Raw genomic sequence first — 17,000 nt, forward strand, 5'->3', positions numbered from 1 at the left:
AGGTATCTGAAATTTCTTGGAACATCTGCCGCTCGGTCTTATCTCCTCGGAAGATTTGATTGTACAAAATTCCGTCCTTGATAAAAAGTACGCGCTTAGCACGGCTTGCTGCAGAAGTCGAGTGCGTTACCATGAGAATTGTCTGTCCGCGGTCATTAATATCATCAAATACATCTAAAAGTGCCGCAGAAGACTTAGAATCGAGCGCCCCTGTTGGCTCGTCTGCTAGCAGAATTTCTGGATTGGTAATAATAGCACGCGCTACTGCCACCCGTTGCTTTTGACCGCCTGAAATTTCATAGGGAAACTTTTCCTGCAATTGGTTAATCCCCAATTCATTACAAGTCGTGACCAACTTTTGCATCATTTCTGTAATCGAACGGCGTGATAAAACGAGCGGCAGTAAAATATTGTCTTTCACAGACAAGGTGTCTAACAGATTGAAGTCTTGAAAGACAAAGCCGAGTTTTTCCCTGCGAAAACTAGAAGCTTGATTGTTTTTAATCGTTGCGGTATCGGTGCCATTAAGAAAGACGCGTCCTTCGGTTGGCTTATCCAGCATGGCAAGGATATTCAAGAGGGTGGATTTCCCAGAACCGGATTCCCCCATAATGGCGACGTAATCGCCTTTTTCCACTGTAAAATGAATATCTTTCAGTGCTTCCACTTGATTGCCTTGAAAGCGGGTTTTGTAAATTTTCTTCACATGTTGTACGTCTAATAGTGTCATCATTTTCTCCTAACAAATTCTTATATATCTATCATACTGAAAAGAAAAGCAACTTTCCATACTTTAACCTTTCATTTTTCACTTTTATCTTACATTTTTGTAAGATTGATGAACATGATTTTTTAATTTATCCAATCTTTTAATGACTATACTGCAACCAGAAATAGTATTGACTAGAAGCACAGCCAATTTTTGTCTTTTCAATTTCTTCTTTGGAAATTTTTGCAGTTTTTGGCATTGATTTTTTGTGAAATAAAATTGTTTTCATGATGCTTCTCCTTTATTTTTCTTTACACTTATATAATACAAAACTCTTGGCAAAGCTACCATAACATAACCTTTCATTTGATGCATATAACCTTACATTTTTGTAAGAAAAAAGGCTTGGACAAATGTGTCCCCAGCCCTCTGGATATAACTACAAGACCTAAGCTATTCTTTTGTACGGTTTCTTCTTAATTTTACAAGTGATTCATTGATTTTCTTTGTTTTTAGATAAATGTCTAAACGAACGAACAGCCAAATTAAAATGTAGATAACAATAAAATCCAACCAAAATTCAGTCCGTGCCAAATTAAAAGCCCAACCATTATAGACCATCATGACACTAACCACCATTAAAGTAAGAAAAAAATGAATCGTCAACTGCACTAAATAAGAAAAACGTTCAATTTCAAACAGCAAGGAAAACAAGCCAATCAAAGCACTCATTATCAAAATACTGAGAATGTTAGAAGTCGTAACAGGTGATTCTTGGATTCGAAAAGCCAAAACAAGTAAATACGCTAAAGAACCCGTACGCAGGCCTTCTAACATAGACACTACAATTTTTTTCATGTTTGTTCCTTTCTACAAACCGAGATAATCCATCAACAATCTGACGTATTTTCGACTGACACTTGACTTAATTTTGTTTGTCAATCTAGCCGTCATATTTCCTGAAAAGCTATCCGATAATGATAACAAATGGTCAATATTGATGACAGCGTGTTTTGAAATTTGAATAAAGTTTTTACGATTAACTCGACTTTGAAAATGTGTGAGTGTTTCGGTCGTCGCATAGATACCATCCACACAATACACCATCAATGTTGTCTGATTGATGTCTGCCAAAATAATCTGATCCGTCTTTACCATAACAATTTTATCATCTGTTTTAATGGGAACAGCATTCACATAAGACGACTTGTACTGATGTAAATATTCAAAAATTTCTTTGGCTTCAGCTTCTAACTCGTCCGCTTGAATCACAACAAGTGGATCATTTGAAGGAATGGTTGGATTCATTTTGAATTTAGTCTGCAAAAAATTTCTCTAACTTTCTATCAATTAAGCAGTTTTAGTCCACCGATTGGTAGCAAGCTGTTGGATTGTCCAAATGACAAGCAAGGCAACTAAAACTACTACAACTATATAGTATGTTTCTTTCATTGTCAATAGAGATTCCCACTTTAATTGAATGCCCATCATCTTTTCAAAATAATCTTGCGCTGCTGTATTATGATGAAAAGCAGTAGCTAAGCTATCTTTCATCATTACTTGTCTAAAGAGAGAAGCAATATATGTGGAGGGAGTACATTTCATTATCGTTTGAGCAAATGACGGAAAAACCCCTATTGGAATATAGGTCCCAACTAAGAAACCAGAGGCAGCTCCGATAATCGATGCTAGCCTTCCAAGCGTATCTACTGATTTGAAGCGATTCACAAGAATACCATTGAAAATCGAGCATAAGAGTGCATTGAGCACCATAATAAGGAGAACCTGAGGAAGCAAAGTCCAATCAAAGATAATCTGATCGTCCCAGATAAAGTAGCCTTCCATGACAGCAAACATAATGATTTGCATCAAAAATCCAATGATGGCAGTACTCAGAAGGTAACTGATAGACAAGCCCCAGCGTCCCAAATCTGTCAGAATTAGATCTTGTGTTACGTTACTTTCTCTATCTTTTGCTAGTTGGGAAAAACTAGAAAAGGTTGTGGTTAATCCTGTAATGGCAAGCGTTCCACCAATCAACCACGAATCCAATAACTGATTAGTGTGAGGGACTTGACTCCAAGAGGTCTTGATATTTGCTTTCAAAAAGACCAAGTACAAAATAAAGGAAATCATTGCCCCAAGAAGGGAGAAAAGAACCCCACTACGATTACGAAAATATAGTAAAAAATTTCTTTTAATGAGCATTATCATTTTAACGTACCTCTCTTCCTGTCAACGCCATAAAAGCATCGTCCATTGTTCCTGGTCGAAATTCAAATTGTCGAATAAAAGAGCGACCACACGTTAGAATCTCTAAAGCCTTTTCTGTCGTTTCTGGGTGAATCAACAGTTCATTCACTCTTACTTCCTCAAAAGGAATCTCTTCCTTCAAAATTTCTTTAAAATCAGCAGTATCGGTCACGAATACCTTGAGAAAATTCTGAGCATACTGCTCTTTAATCTGATTAGCAGAGCCTTTAGCAATCACTTGACCGTGATCCACAATATAAATCATATCTGCATCATCTGCTTCATCTAAATAATGAGTGGTTAAGATAACCGTCATCTTCTCTTTTATTTGCAACTGGTGAATCAGCTCCCAAATGGCTTTCCTAGTTTGAATATCTAAACCCGTAGTTGGTTCATCAAGAAAGAGAATATCTGGGCTATTCAGCAGAGCACGGGCAATATCCACTCGTCGTTTTTGTCCACCTGATAAAGTCCCATATAATTGCGTTGAGAAATTTTGCAATCCCAATTGATTCACTAAGTTATCAACTTTTCCTTTATCAATATCCTTATATTGACCTGCTCTGATTTCTAAATTTTCTTGCACCGTTAGCATATCATCTAAAACACTGTTTTGGAAAACAACACCTAATTTAATGGGGTTATCATACAGTATCTCTCCTGCCGTAGGTTGCAAAAGCCCTGTCAACATTTGAATCGTTGTAGACTTTCCAGCACCATTTGGTCCTAAAATAGCGGTAAAACTTCCTGTTTCAATCTGAAGATTCAAATCATTCACAGCTTGCTTATTATCATAGACTTTGCTAAGATGGCGTGTTTCTAGTAACATAACGTTCCTCCAATAATTTATTTTACGAACTTATCATACTCCTCACTTTTAAAAAAATCTCGCACTTTTGGATAAGAGGTTCTACTAGCTAGATAAGAAGTCAGATTTACAAGATAAAAACCACTCGCCAAAAGACGAATGGTTCAAAATACTTATCGTGCTATAATCTTTTGGTAGCTTCTGGAGGTTATCACAAACACTAAGATGTAAACTAAGAGGAAGACACCGCAAGTGGCTATTGTTGTTTGAATGAGTAACGGCACATTTGTTGCACCTAAGAGAGCGACAATCAGCTGCAACATATGAAAAGCAACAGCGATATGAAGAAAGGCAAAGATAAGTGGTAAGAAGAAAACTGTTAAAATTTGTTTGCGAATCGTTGCTTTCGTTTGCTTCTCATCCAGTCCGACTTTCTGCAAAATGATAAATCCTTCACGATCTTCATAACCTTCTGAAATTTGTTTGTAATAAATCACAAGAACTGTCCCAAGCAGGAAAATCGTAGAAAGGAAAATTCCGATAAATAGAAGAGTCCCAATCACACCCTGATATTCTTTTTCAATGTGATAACGCTCAGAAAGACTGATATTGCCACTTTCCTGACCTTGTTGCTGAAGAGCATTGAAAATACTTTCTTGGAGATCAACCTGTTTATTGGAAGATTGGATACCGATGTAGTAAGTATAGAAAGATTTCAGACCGACTTGACTGGGATTATTGACAACCATATACATGTTTTTTTCTGATACCATACCAGATGTATTGACAATCTTGCCATGTGCAAAATCCGTTGTCAAATACTCTTTGATATTCCACAATTTTCCATTGATGGTAAGAGCTTGCTTTTGATTGATTTGAAGATTTTTTGCATATAGAAGTGCTTCATTATCAGCCAAATCAACGGTTTTTCCTGTCATTTTTTCGTACTCTTGACGACTGATGACAAGGAAAGTAGCCATTGATTTTTGAGCTTCTTCTACATTTAATCTGGCTGTATTTTCAGGAATCGTTAGCTGATTGCCATTGATTTTTGAAATAGAAGAGATTTGATAACTATAATCTTCATACTTGGCATCTGTCAAGCCTTTTTCCCGTGCTACTTCTTTGACAGCTTGTAAAATTGCTGCATTTTTATCCGTCTTTGCGCTTGTAACCATGATATTATAATCCTTTGGATACAAAGTTGTCAGATAGTCTTTCCCACCCACATAGATATTAATAGAGCCAACCAAGGTCACCAGTAGCATGGTTGAAAGGATTGAAATCGTAGCTAAACCTGCAGCATTCTTACGCATACGGAAAATCAAATTGGATACAGAAATGAAATTCTGCGTTTTGTAGTAATATTTTTTTCTTCTCTTTAAAAATTGCAATAATGTGATTGTCCCTGCATTAAAAAGAAGATAGGTCGCAAAAATAACCATAAGAACTGCAATAAAGAAAGTCGCAATGGCAGACACCGGCTTGTCAACTGTGAGTGCGATATAATAAGCCGCAGCCAGAAGCCCCAACCCCACAAGTGTCTGCAAGCCAAGAAATCGTCCTTTTTTCTCTCCAGCCTTCTTTTCTCTCATCAAATGAAGTGAGCTGTAACGAAGCAGGCGCGTAGAATTTAAAAAGAGAATCAGCGCAAAAGCCACACCCAGACTAGCTAAAACGGTGAAAATATTCGACCATTGGAAAGTTGAGGCAATTACTACTTTCATTCCCATGAATTTCAGCAAAACTGCAAAAAGCAATTTGTCTAAAAGAAGACCTAAACCAATTCCAAGTCCGACAGTCACTAAGAAAAAGTAAAGCATTTCAAAGAAAGTCATCAGCAGCATGTGCCGCTTCTCCATTCCTAAGATACTGTATAAACCAAGCTCCCGTGAGCGATTCTTCATGACAAAACTATTGGCATAGGTGATAAGGATAAGAACTGCAATCTGAACGACCCAAATCCCAAATTGCAGGGTCATACGAGCCGCCGAGCCACCATAGCTAGCTTCCAGATTTGGACTGTAAGCGAGCGATACAAAACTATATAAAATCGCTGTTGCCACAATCGTTGCTAGAGCAAACGGATAATACAGACTGCGATTTTTTATCAGGTTTGAGACTGCTAATTTATTCGTTAGTTTGAACATAACCACTCACCTCACTTGCCATAATCGTTAAGGTATCTGAAATTTCTTGGAACATCTGCCGCTCCGTCTTATCTCCTCGGAAGATTTGATTATACAAAATGCCGTCCTTGATAAACAGTACGCGCTTAGCACGGCTTGCCGCAGAAGTCGAGTGCGTTACCATGAGAATCGTCTGTCCACGGTCATTGATGTCGTCAAACACGTCTAAAAGCGCCGCTGAAGATTTAGAGTCGAGTGCGCCTGTCGGCTCGTCTGCTAGCAGAATTTCTGGATTGGTGATAATAGCACGCGCTACTGCCACCCGCTGCTTTTGACCACCGGAAATTTCATAGGGGAATTTTTCCTGCAATTGGTTAATCCCCAGTTCATTACAAGTAGTAACCAACTTTTGCATCATTTCCGTAATTGGACGGCGTGACAGAACGAGCGGCAATAGAATATTATCCTTGACCGAGAGCGTGTCTAACAGATTGAAATCTTGAAAAACGAAACCTAATTTTTCCCGACGGAAGCTTGAAGCCTGACTGTTTTTGATTGTGGCGGTGTCCGTACCATTGAGAAAGACGCGTCCTTCAGTTGGCTTATCCAGCATGGCAAGAATGTTGAGCAGAGTGGATTTCCCAGACCCCGACTCACCCATGATAGCGACATAATCGCCCTCATCTACTGTAAAATGAATATCTTTCAGTGCTTCTACTTGGTTACCTTGAAAGCGGGTTTTGTAAATTTTCTTCACATGTTGTACATCTAATAGTGTCATCATTTTCTCCTTTTTTAAAATCTAAAATATAACTGTTGCGCTGATTGACTCACTTCATAGCCAAATTGCGCTTTTTCAATATCTTTTACGTTTGGCTGAAGCAATTGCCTGTCTTGTTTCAATAAAATTTTACCATATTTCATCTTGTTCTCCTTTTTTGATACTACTTTGCAGCGAATTGCTCGCCGCAAGACTATAATTTACTCATTTTTGAACGAGGTAAGCAATGCAAATAATCAACCATAAGTGAGCTGGATAAAAGATATAAAAGAAATACTTGCTCCACTTGGTCACAGGACCGCGCTCGCCATTATAGAGTGAAATAAAAGGCAGTACTGTGATAAAAAGCCAATCGGAATTATAAAACATCATTAACAGCGTATCACTCCATGACGGATAAATCTGAATGCTCATACAAAATAGGACAACCGTTAAAATACCATACAGAAGATTGCGTAGGTTTTTCTTTTCCCTGCAAGTATAGGTAATCAACATAAATGGAATAATGACCATACCACCTTCTGTCACAAAACCAGCAAGCAAGCAAACAACAATGCCTAAGATAAAGCGAATGGGCTGGCGTTTAATATCAACTGGATTGCTCGTTTGGTTTATGCCAAAAAAGATATTGAGGACAAGTACACCGCAAGCCAAGGTTAAGAAAATATTATTATATATCTGAACTCCTTTAGACTGAAACAGCAAATTGAGAATCGTATTTCCGACAAACATGATAGCTGACCAGAAAAAGAGGCGTATATTATAAAGCAGACGACTTCGAGTATATAAGAAGCCTTCTACCGCTGCAAATGCAAACCAAACCGCCACACAGCGTGTTAAAACATGAAAAATGCTCGCCCATTCACCTGACAGTAAGCCTGGTATTTTTTCAAGGTGATCAAAGACCATTAAAAAAGCCATTAAGAGCTTGAGCTGAAAAGCGTTCAATCCTTTTGTTTTCATGACTGTCTCCTCTGTTAAACATCATTCATTTTCTAAACTTATGATACAAAAAAAGAAAGGCTGCTACCATAACATAACCTTTCATTTTTAGAGGCTAACCTTACAATTTTGTAAGATTGCATTTATTCAAACAATAATTTCTTTTCTTTAAAAGTAATCATAACGGTTGTGCCCTCACCGACCACCGACTGCAAATGCAACTCATGCCCCAGTTCATCCGCAATTTTCTTAGATAAATAGAGTCCCAAACCGGATGACTGGTGCGTTAGACGCCCATTGTAGCCGGAAAAGCCACGCTCGAATACACGGAGAAGATCGGAATTTTGAATCCCCAAACCAGTATCTTTCATATACAAGGTATCTTCCTTAAAGAAAATTTCAATACCACCTTGGCTAGTGTATTTGAGACTGTTTGAGAGCACCTGCTCTAAAATGACGACAAACCACTTCTTATCTGTGATAATGGTGTGATTCAAATCATGCAAATTTAGACGAAGACCTTGCTGAATAAAGAAAATGGCATACTTTTTGACAACATCTTTGACCAAGTCTTCTATATTTTCTCTTTTCACGACTAAATCATCATGAAAACTTTCCAACCGCAGGTATTGCAAGACTAAGTTTGTATAAGAATCAATCTTAAACAGTTCTTGCTCTAACTGATTTTTCAGTGTCTGCTCTTGTAAATCCTGTACCAAGAGCTTGCTCGCAGCAATCGGTGTCTTGATTTGGTGCACCCAAAGTGTATAATAATCTAATAGATCACTCTGCTTTGCTTGATGCTGTAATTGCAGCTCTTTTTTGTCCTTTTCTAAAGTTTCGATTTTGGAGAAAAGTAATGCTTCCAAGGGAGTTTTTACTTGACTTTCTCCATATAAAACAGCGCGACGAAAAGTTTGATATTGTTTAACAAAGTCAAAGACGAATCCTATCAAGCTAACCAAGAGCAAGAGCAACATGACATACCGTAAAACAGCACGTTCACTTTCAAAAAGGTAAGAAAAAGCAAACAGTAGACTATAAAAAATAAGTAGCAACAAACATAAAAACTGACGCGAACGGAAATAATATTTGAAAAATAGACACTTATTCTGATGATCCATTGGTTAATCCGTAGCCTATACCTTTCTTTGTTTCAATGAAATTCTTGAGACCGACTTCTTCTAATTTCTTACGCAGTCGCGCAACATTCACAGATAAGGTATTGTCATCAATAAAGAAATCACTATTCCAGAGCTCTTTCATCAGATCATCGCGGGCGACAATGCTGCCTGAATGCTCAAACAACACGCGCAAAATCTGAAATTCATTTTTTGTCAGTGTAATCACTTTTCCCTCATACATCATATCCATAGATTTTAGATTGAGAATCACGCCATGGTATTCCAGCAGACTTTGATCCGTACCAAACTCGTAAGACCGTCGTAGCAGCCCTTGTACTTTAGCGAGAAGAACATTGTTATCAAACGGTTTCGTGACAAAATCATCTCCGCCCATATTGATTGCCATAACGATATCCATTGCTTGGTCTCTTGATGACAAAAACATAATGGGCACTTTAGAAATCTTGCGAATTTCTTGACACCAGTGGTATCCATTAAAGAGAGGCAAGCCGATGTCCATTAGCACTAGATGCGGCTCTTCCTTGGCAAAAATCGTCAAAACCTGCATGAAATCCTCTACTGCAACCACTTCAAATCCCCATTGCTCCAGCATTTTTTTGACTTGTTGGCGAATGACGGCATTGTCTTCTACTAATAATATCTTGTGCATTCTATCCCTCATTTCCGCTTTCTTTCTCTATTATAACAAAGACTTGGGAAAATATGCTATACTAACAATAGATTTTCAGAAAAGAGAGCCTTTATGGGAAATATTTTTAACTATTTAGAAGATGTACAATACGACAGTATCTACAATCAGCCCTTTACAGAGCTGGATATTCTGCTTTTGACCGAGATTACGTATCTAAACTATGACACAATCGTCACGGACGGTCTTGACCTGCAAAAAGCCAGCCGTTTAACTGATGTGCCACAATATATGCCCCAAGAAAACTCCATGATGAATACCAAACACCGCTTGGCACTCTTGCAGCAGGCAGCAAGTGTCAAACGCTATAAGAACATCAAACTCTTAGGTTATGTGAATGATATTGACTTAGATGTGCAAAAACAATTTGCTGCTATGACTTATAAGATTGATTTGGATACCTTCGTCATTGCTTTTCGCGGAACGGATGATTCCATTATCGGTTGGAAAGAAGATTTTCACATGACTTATATGGAGCATGTCCCTGCGCAGCAAACTGCTGTGCACTACGTTCAAAAGGTCATGAAGGCATTTCCAAAAGCCACCTTTATCTTGACTGGACATTCCAAAGGTGGTAATCTAGCGACTTATGCTAGCAGCCAAGTAGAGCCTGCTTTGCAAGATAGAATCAAGCAAATCTACAGTTTTGATGCTCCAGGATTAAACCATACGATTATTGAAACAGAGGGATATCAAAGCATTGCTTCAAAAATCAAACGCTACATTCCTCAGGGCTCTATCGTCGGGATGATGCTGGAAACGCCTAAACAAGCTCACATCGTTAAAAGCGTAGCCATTGGTGGAATTGCCCAGCATGACACTTTCTCTTGGCAAATTGAAAATGAGCACTTTGTCTTACTTGACACGCTCAACCCAGACAGCATTCAGACAGACAAAACTCTAAAAGAATGGGTGGAAACTGTTCCTGATGACGAGCTCAAAGATTTCTTTGATGTCTTTTTCGGTCTCATTTTAGACGCTCAGATTACGTCCATTGATGAATTTTTCCAACCCAACAGTATCAAGAAAGTGCTAACTATCGTCCAAAATGCCCACGCCCTTACCGAGCAAGAAAAAGAAATGCTGAACCGCTTAACTCGGCTCCTCATTTCAATCCGTTACCAAGCTTGGATTGATGATTTTAAAACACCCAATCCAGCCACTTTTATGACCGATATGCGGGGAAATTGGGCGAGCCTGACGGAGAGATTTTCATTTTTAAATAAAGATGAATAGTACATCATCATGTTTTATACTACAAAAGGGAGTCCTGTCTCACTCCCTTTTTTTAACTACTACTCAAATAGGTCGTCCGACCCTCGGATGAAGTAAATCTATTTTCGTGAAGGTTGTCCGACCCTCAGACGGAGCAAACTTCTTTTCAGGCAGGCTATCCGAGCCTCAGACGAAGTGAACCACTTTTCAGGCAGACTGTCCGACTCTCGGACGAAGTGAACTACTTTTTAGGCAGGCTATCTGACCCTCGGACGAAGTGAACTACTTTTTAGGAAAATTATCCGACCCTCAGACGTGGGGAAACAATTCTTAGATAAGCCGTTGATGTAGGTAATAGACTACCAATTTCTTTTATTCCATTGACCGGAACGATAAACAAAGCGAGGCTGAGACATTATTGTCCCAGGCTCATTTTTAATTCTAATCTTCCTGTGGGCTCACCCAATCAAGCTACCATTTGGTACATTTTGATCTACTGTGAGCAGAGTTAGTTGATTACCATATTCTGCTGAGAGGATCATGCCTTGGCTGATACGTCCCATCATCTTGCGTGGTTTGAGGTTCGCTACGATTTGGACTTTCTTGCCAACCAATTCTTGCTCGTTTGGATAGTATTTAGCAATCCCAGACAGAATTTGACGATCTTCGCCGTCTCCCGCATCCAAGCGGAATTGAAGCAATTTATCAGAACCTTCAACTTTAGAAACTTCTTTAACCTCTGCAACACGGAGTTCTACTTTGTCAAAATCGTCAAACTTGATTTCCTTGCGGTTGAGTTTGAGTTCTACTTCTTCTGGCTCCCATTCCTTTTCAATGGCTGGCTTATTGGCTTCCATTTGCTCCTTGATATAAGCAATTTCTTCTTCCATATCTAGACGTGGGAAGATAGGTGTACCTTTAGCAACAACAGTCAAGCCTGTTGGCAGTTCTGCCAAATCTAGATTTTCAAGGTCAAAATCTGTACCTAAGCCAAGTTGCTCCATGATAGCATTTGATGTCGTCATCATGAACGGTTGAATAAGATGAGCTACCACACGTAGACTAGCTACCAAATGTGCCATAACTGCCGCTAATTCATCACGTTTGGCTTCATCTTTAGCCAACACCCAAGGTGCTGTTTCGTCAATATACTTGTTAGTACGAGAAATGATATTCCACACTGCTTCCAAGGCTCGTGGATAGTCCACGGCATCCATCTGTTTGTGGTAGATTGCGATATTTTCTGCTACTACTGCTGCCAAGTCCGCATCAAATTCTGTCACATTCTCTTTATAAATCGGCACTTGACCGTCAAAATACTTGTTAATCATAGCAACCGTACGGTTGAGGAGATTTCCAAGGTCATTTGCCAGCTCATAATTGATACGACCAACATAATCTTCTGGCGTAAAAGTGCCATCAGAACCGACTGGAAGACTACGCATGAGATAATAGCGAAGCGGATCCAGCCCAAAGCGTTCCACCAGTATTTCTGGGTAGACGACATTGCCCTTAGATTTAGACATCTTACCGTCCTTCATGACAAACCAACCATGGGCAATCAAGCGATCTGGCAATTTCATATCCAGCATCATGAGCATGATTGGCCAGTAGATAGAGTGGAAACGCAAGATATCCTTTCCAACCATGTGGAAGACTGTTCCATTATTCCAGAATTTTTCAAAGTTGGCATCTGCATCTTGACCATAGCCCAGAGCTGTCGCATAATTGAGCAGAGCATCAATCCAGACATACACCACGTGTTTTGGATTGGACGGTACAGGCACTCCCCAAGTGAAAGAAGTCCGTGATACTGCCAAATCTTCCAAGCCTGGCTCGATAAAGTTTTTGATGATTTCATTCATCCGACCATCTGGTTGGATAAAGTTAGGATGGGCTTTAAAGAAGGCTACCAATCGATCAGCATATTTGTTGAGACGGAGGAAATACGATTCTTCTGAAACCCATTCCACTTCGTGACCTGACGGAGCAATTCCCCCTGTCACCTTGCCATTTTCATCACGGAAGACCTCTTCTAACTGACTTTCTGTAAAGAATTCCTCATCCGAAACAGAATACCAACCAGAATACTCACCTAGATAAATATCATCTTGCGCCAGAAGACGTTCAAAAACATCTGCTACTACTTTTTCATGGTAATCATCCGTCGTACGGATAAATTTATCGTAAGAAATATCAAGAAGTTTCCAAAGTTCCTTAACACCAACTGCCATGCTGTCAACATAGGCTTGCGGTGTAATACCTGCTTCTTCCGCTTTCTGCTGAATCTTTTGACCGTGCTCATCAAGCCCTGTCAAATAAAAAACATCATAACCCATAAGACGCTTGTAACGAGCAAGGACGTCACAAGCAATGGTCGTATAAGCACTCCCAATATGGAGCTTACCGCTTGGATAGTAAATTGGCGTTGTAATATAAAAATTCTTTTCAGTCATAGCTTTTCCTTTCAAGGCGAATGAAACCTTTTTGATAACACTTTATTATAACATATTACACAGTTTTTTAAATAAAAAATAGAGTTGACTCACATTGTACTCATAATCATTAATATATTATTCTTGCTTAAATCTTATGATTAGTATAAAATAATAATATTGAATGAGGCTTGTTTTATATGAACTTAGTATGTTATAAATAAGTTTTCGTTCTCTACACCACGTTTTATGAGGAGTTATAGAAATGAACGAAAAACGAATGAAAATCATAGGTTGGGTGGCGACATTCATGTCTGTTATGATGTATGTATCTTATATCCCACAAATTATGGATAATTTAGCTGGACATAAGGGAAACTTTATCCAACCCTTGGTAGCTGCAATCAACTGTAGCCTTTGGGTTTATTATGGTTTGTTTAAAAAAGAACGCGATTTACCACTTGCTGCCGCAAATGCTCCAGGTATTGTATTTGGACTTATTACTGTACTAACAGCAATGTTCTAACCCTGATTGAATTCTCTTACTGTCCTATCTGACAGTAAGGATTTTTGTTGACAGTTCTTACAAGAATAGAATTACAAACAAAAACTCTGATTTCCTCAAAAATAAAAGCTCTATCTGAATGGACTAGTCAGATAGGGCTTTATTTTTTATATTTGTGCCGTTTTAGAAAAAGATTTTTTAATATTCCTTTACTATCTTTAATGCTATCTATTTTTAAACTATAATTTCAACAACAGCCTCATTTTCGGCGTTTTTATCTCAAATAAGCTTTGCAGCACCTTTAGCTTGCTCTCATTTTTCTGCGGAACTCCTAGCAAGCTCTTCTTCTCTCTTTTGCTTTTATCTATTTAAAAAGGAAAAGGGTCTTAATACGTCACAACGCTCAAGTTACCACTTTCATATTCTGCGATGAAGATATTAGAAATATCAGTATAGCCTTCCTTAGCGAGCCTCTCGATTAACCATTCTTCTGTTTTGTCAATAGACTCTAAAATATCAATCTGGACAACACCGTCTGTGATAATGGGGTATTTCGGATTTTCCTCACCTGCCTGTACGACAATAAGCTGACCGTTTTGTTCCATGACTGCTCGTTTAACTTGCTTTAGTTGAAAAATTCCTTGACTACGCAACTTCAGAGCCACATCAGCCGCTGAAAGGCCAACGGAGCGGCAAGCTTCAGGGCTCAACTTCCCGTGCTGAATCAGGGTAGTCGGTTTACCATCAATCAAATGCTTGACTGCCCGAACATTGTTATTGAGCCATTTTAGAGTCAAGACCAAGATCGTCCACATAATGAGGATGATCGCATACTGGAGAATGTTAATAGAACTATTGTAAATCACCCCACCAATAATACCACCTAGAACATAATTTTGAATCTGGTCGATCGCGGAATTAGGTGCCAGATTTCCTTTTCCTGTCACATTGATAACAAACACGAGTGAAAACAGCCCCAACGCTAATTTAATCAAGATTTCAAGAAAATTCAATGTCATTTTTTAACCTCCACTAATTTGATATCTGTTGTCTTACGCAATTTAATTTTTTCCAGTAAGTACTTATCTGGCTCACTGCCACTCATAGCTCGATAAAAATCTTTTCCAACTTTTAAAATTGCTCCATCCGTCGCAGCTGAAGTGTTAACATAAACCTCTGACTTATCTACTCCCAAATCTTTTGAAATAACTTCAATAAAATGAAGAGAAGTTTGGAACTGGTTATTAGAGGCTTGATTCGTCTGAAAAGTGCTAATCCCAATCAGAACGATAGCAATCAAAGACAAAATGGAGATAATCGCCAATTCACGAAATTTCGAATCGCGCTTATTTCGATAAGCCTTAAAAGCAAAAAAACCTGTCACAAGTAACAACAAAATAGAAAGTCCAACCGTCACCCAGTTTTGCTGCCTGATTTGACTCAAAACATAATCATAAGAATAAAATTTCATTTTTTCTCCCTCTATTTTCTCGGCCTATTCTAGAAAATTTTTCAATATTTTTCAATATTTCTAGAAATCGTATTTTAACAAGATAATAGGAGCGAGACAAAAATCAGCAACTTAAAGAGTTCAATTTTGTCGTCCCGCTCCCACAACGATAATTAGACTAAAAAAGTTTCAAGCTAAACAGCAAATGAATCAGTGTATCCTTTTAGATAACCAGTAAGAATAAATCATTGGCACTCTAATCATAATGATTAGAGTAAAAACAAGCACGAACGTAACTGCAATCTGAACGAAACCATTAAAGAAAATGATAATACCACCAATCACCCAAATTTTACCAGCCAGGCGGTGTGTTCGTATCCAATTATCATCATTATCCAAAGTCCATGGGAAACGTATACCAACCGTATAATTGCGACGAGTTTTTGGCATGTAATTCCCAATAGCAATAAATAGAACTCCTAAAAACATACCATTCATCAAAGCATGATTAACTGCATAACCCAAGGCTTGCGCGTAAATAGCTGTCATGACTAAACAAGATGTCAAAGGAATAATCCAATAAACCAGATGCCACATTTTCAAGCTAATATTCTTAGATTTAGGATCCTTGCTAGTCACAAATAAACAAAACCAATGTATAAGCAGCAGAAAACTAGGAATACCAAAAACTGTAAACCCTCGACTACTGAATCCATTTACTTGATTCGAAAAATCAAAATGCGTTGCCATCGTTTCTGGTAGCCGATCCCAAAAGAAACAACCCACAAGCACAGGCAACAGAATCATAACAGTTGTTAGTCCTAATATTTTTTTATTCATTTTCATCTCTTTTACTTCCTTTCAAGTCTGCTAACCACACCATCATATCCTCCAACACAGACGTATTGAGTTCATAGTAAATAAAGTTTTTCTCCCGTGTTTCCACAACCAAATCCGCCTGCTTCAAGACATTGAGGTGGTGCGAAATGGTGGCTCCTGTCAATTCAAACTGGTCTGCTATTTCCCCAGCAGACATCTTGTCCATTTTTAACAAATCTAAAATCTCTCGTCTCACAGGATGAGATAGGGCCTTGAAGGTATTAGTAAAACTCATGAGTTTCCCTCTTTTCTTTTTGTAAAATGGCTAGCGCTAAACACAAGAAAGGTAAAACTGCCAGAAGTCCTGTGGGTGTCGGACCTAGAATACGCAAGGCTAATGCTTTTTCTGTTGGCAATTGAAATAAAAGACCCACGCCAACAATGGCATTAACAGCACCGTGCAAGAGTGCTGGAGCCCAGATAGAATTCGTCTTTTCCATCACCCAACTTAATAAAACGCCTAAACTAAAACAAAAAACAAACATTGCAAGCGATCCCAGCCAAGGATATGCAAAATAAGTTAGTCCATAATTATATCCCTGCAAATTAATCGGCAGATGACCAAATACGACTTCCAGAAACCTTCTAAAATCCCTTATCTGGAGACAGCAGGATACAAAACCCTTATCCGACTCAAAAAGCGGCGCTTTCGCTGTAAGAACTGTGGAAAAATGGCTGTCGCCGAAACCTCCCTCGTCTAGAAAAATCACCAGATTGCCTCTGCAGTCAAACAGAAAATCGCTCAATTACTGGTTGAGAAACAAGCCATGACCGATATTGCCCACAGGCTCTCGATCTCAACTTCAACCGTCATTCGCAAGCTCAAGGAATTCAAATTTGAAACCAACTGGCAGAAACTGCCAGAAATTATGAGCTGGGATGAGTATAGCTTCAAGAAAGGGAAGATGAGCTTTACCAGCTTCTGCTCTTTCACTTTCAGGAAAAGCAAGCTAATCATTTCTTCGATCTGATTGAGGAGGTTATTTCTGATGTTCACCCAATTTTTCAAACCGTCTTTCGGACTTTCCTGAAGGACAGAGACAAGATTCTCAATGCCTTGG

19 protein-coding genes and 2 pseudogenes are annotated in these 17,000 nt (G+C 38.7%); 3 read left to right on the forward strand and 18 right to left on the reverse strand.

The genetic code is table 11. The features are described 5' to 3' along the window. The 12 genes from HMPREF3249_RS08945 to HMPREF3249_RS08990 all read right to left on the reverse strand — a co-directional run. Nucleotides 1–730 (reverse strand): ABC transporter ATP-binding protein (locus HMPREF3249_RS08945; protein ID WP_070867569.1); only part of this gene is annotated, 730 nt, incomplete at its 3' end. A gap of 139 nt (nucleotides 731–869) precedes the next feature. Further along, nucleotides 870–998: a hypothetical protein gene (locus tag HMPREF3249_RS09735; protein WP_003028293.1), complete on the reverse strand. Its 129-nt coding sequence runs from the start codon at nucleotides 996–998 to the stop codon at nucleotides 870–872. A gap of 164 nt (nucleotides 999–1,162) precedes the next feature. Next, nucleotides 1,163–1,567, reverse strand: coding sequence for a DUF3021 domain-containing protein (locus HMPREF3249_RS08950; RefSeq protein WP_049507767.1), 405 nt, complete (start codon nucleotides 1,565–1,567; stop codon nucleotides 1,163–1,165). Between the two features lie 12 nt (nucleotides 1,568–1,579). After that, entirely contained in the window at nucleotides 1,580–2,035 is a 456-nt protein-coding gene (locus tag HMPREF3249_RS08955) for a LytTR family DNA-binding domain-containing protein (protein WP_022525184.1), read from the reverse strand. Nucleotides 2,036–2,059: 24 nt separating this feature from the next. Beyond that, entirely contained in the window at nucleotides 2,060–2,923 is an 864-nt protein-coding gene (locus tag HMPREF3249_RS08960; protein ID WP_059220478.1) for an ABC transporter permease, read from the reverse strand. A gap of 1 nt (nucleotide 2,924) precedes the next feature. Beyond that, nucleotides 2,925–3,791 (reverse strand): ABC transporter ATP-binding protein, encoded by an 867-nt coding sequence (locus HMPREF3249_RS08965; RefSeq protein WP_003040417.1) that lies wholly within the window; start codon nucleotides 3,789–3,791, stop codon nucleotides 2,925–2,927. 152 nt (nucleotides 3,792–3,943) lie between these two features. Beyond that, nucleotides 3,944–5,920: an FtsX-like permease family protein gene (locus HMPREF3249_RS08970; RefSeq protein WP_070496629.1), complete on the reverse strand. Its 1,977-nt coding sequence runs from the start codon at nucleotides 5,918–5,920 to the stop codon at nucleotides 3,944–3,946. Next, complete coding sequence (locus tag HMPREF3249_RS08975) at nucleotides 5,901–6,680, reverse strand: ABC transporter ATP-binding protein (RefSeq protein WP_022526885.1); 780 nt, start codon at nucleotides 6,678–6,680, stop codon at nucleotides 5,901–5,903. The genes HMPREF3249_RS08970 and HMPREF3249_RS08975 overlap by 20 nt, the downstream gene beginning before the upstream one ends. A 14-nt stretch (nucleotides 6,681–6,694) precedes the next feature. Next, a complete protein-coding gene (locus tag HMPREF3249_RS09740) occupies nucleotides 6,695–6,823 on the reverse strand; it encodes a hypothetical protein (RefSeq protein WP_003031478.1) in 129 nt (42 codons plus the stop codon). 61 nt (nucleotides 6,824–6,884) lie between these two features. Continuing rightward, complete coding sequence (locus HMPREF3249_RS08980) at nucleotides 6,885–7,643, reverse strand: TraX family protein (RefSeq protein ID WP_059220474.1); 759 nt, start codon at nucleotides 7,641–7,643, stop codon at nucleotides 6,885–6,887. Nucleotides 7,644–7,765: 122 nt separating this feature from the next. Continuing rightward, nucleotides 7,766–8,746, reverse strand: coding sequence for a sensor histidine kinase (locus HMPREF3249_RS08985; protein WP_059220472.1), 981 nt, complete (start codon nucleotides 8,744–8,746; stop codon nucleotides 7,766–7,768). Next, nucleotides 8,730–9,416, reverse strand: coding sequence for a response regulator transcription factor (locus tag HMPREF3249_RS08990; protein WP_059220470.1), 687 nt, complete (start codon nucleotides 9,414–9,416; stop codon nucleotides 8,730–8,732). The genes HMPREF3249_RS08985 and HMPREF3249_RS08990 overlap by 17 nt, the downstream gene beginning before the upstream one ends. 93 nt (nucleotides 9,417–9,509) lie before the next feature. Here HMPREF3249_RS08990 and HMPREF3249_RS08995 point away from each other — a divergent pair, with 93 nt between their 5' ends. Beyond that, nucleotides 9,510–10,691, forward strand: a complete 1,182-nt coding sequence (locus tag HMPREF3249_RS08995) for a DUF2974 domain-containing protein (RefSeq protein ID WP_059220468.1) — start codon at nucleotides 9,510–9,512, stop codon at nucleotides 10,689–10,691. A 437-nt stretch (nucleotides 10,692–11,128) separates the two neighbouring features. Here HMPREF3249_RS08995 and metG read toward each other — a convergent pair whose 3' ends face one another. Continuing rightward, nucleotides 11,129–13,126: a methionine--tRNA ligase gene (gene metG, locus HMPREF3249_RS09000; RefSeq protein ID WP_059220465.1), complete on the reverse strand. Its 1,998-nt coding sequence runs from the start codon at nucleotides 13,124–13,126 to the stop codon at nucleotides 11,129–11,131. 244 nt (nucleotides 13,127–13,370) lie between these two features. Between metG and HMPREF3249_RS09005 the strand changes: the two genes are divergently transcribed. Beyond that, entirely contained in the window at nucleotides 13,371–13,631 is a 261-nt protein-coding gene (locus HMPREF3249_RS09005; protein WP_003043441.1) for a SemiSWEET family transporter, read from the forward strand. Nucleotides 13,632–13,996: 365 nt separating this feature from the next. Here HMPREF3249_RS09005 and HMPREF3249_RS09010 read toward each other — a convergent pair whose 3' ends face one another. The 5 genes and pseudogenes from HMPREF3249_RS09010 to HMPREF3249_RS09030 form a co-directional block, all read right to left on the reverse strand. After that, nucleotides 13,997–14,629 carry a DUF421 domain-containing protein gene (locus HMPREF3249_RS09010; RefSeq protein ID WP_003028311.1) on the reverse strand — a complete coding sequence of 211 codons (633 nt, stop codon included), beginning with the start codon at nucleotides 14,627–14,629 and terminating at the stop codon, nucleotides 13,997–13,999. Continuing rightward, the gene (locus HMPREF3249_RS09015; RefSeq protein ID WP_003028312.1) at nucleotides 14,626–15,081 is read right to left on the reverse strand and encodes a DUF3290 family protein; all 456 of its coding nucleotides are present in this window, start codon (nucleotides 15,079–15,081) and stop codon (nucleotides 14,626–14,628) included. The genes HMPREF3249_RS09010 and HMPREF3249_RS09015 overlap by 4 nt, the downstream gene beginning before the upstream one ends. Nucleotides 15,082–15,270: 189 nt before the next feature. Then, nucleotides 15,271–15,906: an SdpI family protein gene (locus HMPREF3249_RS09020; RefSeq protein ID WP_049533666.1), complete on the reverse strand. Its 636-nt coding sequence runs from the start codon at nucleotides 15,904–15,906 to the stop codon at nucleotides 15,271–15,273. Continuing rightward, the gene (locus HMPREF3249_RS09025; protein ID WP_049533669.1) at nucleotides 15,893–16,174 is read right to left on the reverse strand and encodes an autorepressor SdpR family transcription factor; all 282 of its coding nucleotides are present in this window, start codon (nucleotides 16,172–16,174) and stop codon (nucleotides 15,893–15,895) included. The genes HMPREF3249_RS09020 and HMPREF3249_RS09025 overlap by 14 nt, the downstream gene beginning before the upstream one ends. Further along, nucleotides 16,161–16,499: pseudogene (locus HMPREF3249_RS09030) on the reverse strand (type II CAAX prenyl endopeptidase Rce1 family protein); the annotation flags it as partial. The pseudogene HMPREF3249_RS09030 and the gene HMPREF3249_RS09025, both read right to left, overlap by 14 nt. Between HMPREF3249_RS09030 and HMPREF3249_RS09355 the strand changes: the two are divergent. Continuing rightward, nucleotides 16,494–17,000: pseudogene (locus HMPREF3249_RS09355) on the forward strand (transposase family protein); the annotation flags it as partial. The pseudogenes HMPREF3249_RS09030 and HMPREF3249_RS09355 sit on opposite strands and share 6 nt — an antisense overlap.

The organism is Streptococcus sp. HMSC36C04, assembly GCF_001839535.1.
GTDB lineage: Bacteria > Bacillota > Bacilli > Lactobacillales > Streptococcaceae > Streptococcus > Streptococcus hominis.